We start from the raw sequence: 985 nt of genomic DNA, 5'->3' as shown, positions 1-985 counted from the left end.
GTTGCAGGTACAGGGCCGTAACCCATGATGGATGGATCGCAACCTGCGATCGCCATGCCTTTGATTCGTGCGCGAATCTTCAAACCAAGTTCATTGGCTTTCTCTTCGCTCATGATCAGCATTGCGGATGCACCATCAGATAGAGCGGAAGACGTGCCGGCTGTTACCGTACCGTTCGCTGGGTCGAATACCGGGCGCAGTTGAGACAGACCTTCAACGGTGGTCTCTGGACGAATCACTTCATCGTAATCTAACTGGAACAATGTACCGTCTGCTGCGTGGCCTTCGGTTGGTAGGATTTCGTTTTTAAAGCGACCTTCCAATGTTGCTGCGTGAGCACGAGCATGAGAGCGCGCCGCAAACTCATCTTGTTGCTCACGGCTGATACCATGAAGCTTACCAAGCATTTCAGCGGTTAAACCCATCATACCAGCGGCTTTGGCGACATTTTTCGACATGCCAGGGTGGAAGTCCACACCGTGGTTCATTGGTACGTGACCCATGTGCTCGACACCACCGATCAGGCAAATTTCCGCGTCACCTGTCATGATTGCACGAGTACCATCATGCAGGGCTTGCATAGATGAGCCACACAGACGGTTCACGGTTACCGCGCCAATCTCAATTGGTAGGCCAGCAAGCAGCGCTGCATTGCGCGCGATGTTAAAGCCTTGCTCAAGCGTTTGTTGCACACAGCCCCAGTAGATGTCTTCAATCTCCCTTGGGTTCACTTGTGGGTTGCGTGCCAGAATGCCTTTCATTAGGTGCGCAGAAAGGTCTTCTGCACGAGTATGACGGAAAGCACCACCTTTAGAGCGACCCATTGGAGTACGTAGACAATCGACTACGACAACGTTTCTGGTTTGATTAGTCATTTTGGGAATCCCTCCTTAGATAGAACCTTGCTGTTGCGCGCCGTAGAAGCTTTCGCCTTTCGCCGCCATATCAATCAGCATTTGCGGAAGATGGTACATCGCGCCTAGAT

The 985-nt window shown here is 51.9% G+C and carries 1 protein-coding gene; it reads right to left on the bottom strand.

The window, feature by feature from the left end; all coding sequences use genetic code 11:
* On the bottom strand, nucleotides 1-875 hold an 875-nt coding region (fadA, locus tag R7R78_RS24665; RefSeq protein WP_225474442.1), incomplete at its 3' end, for an acetyl-CoA C-acyltransferase FadA.
* Nucleotides 876-985: the final 110 nt, after the last annotated feature.

Source organism: Vibrio sp. 2134-1 (assembly GCF_033339495.1).
The sequence above is the reverse complement of the archived record's forward strand: the minus strand, read 5'-3'. Positions and strand labels throughout refer to the sequence as shown.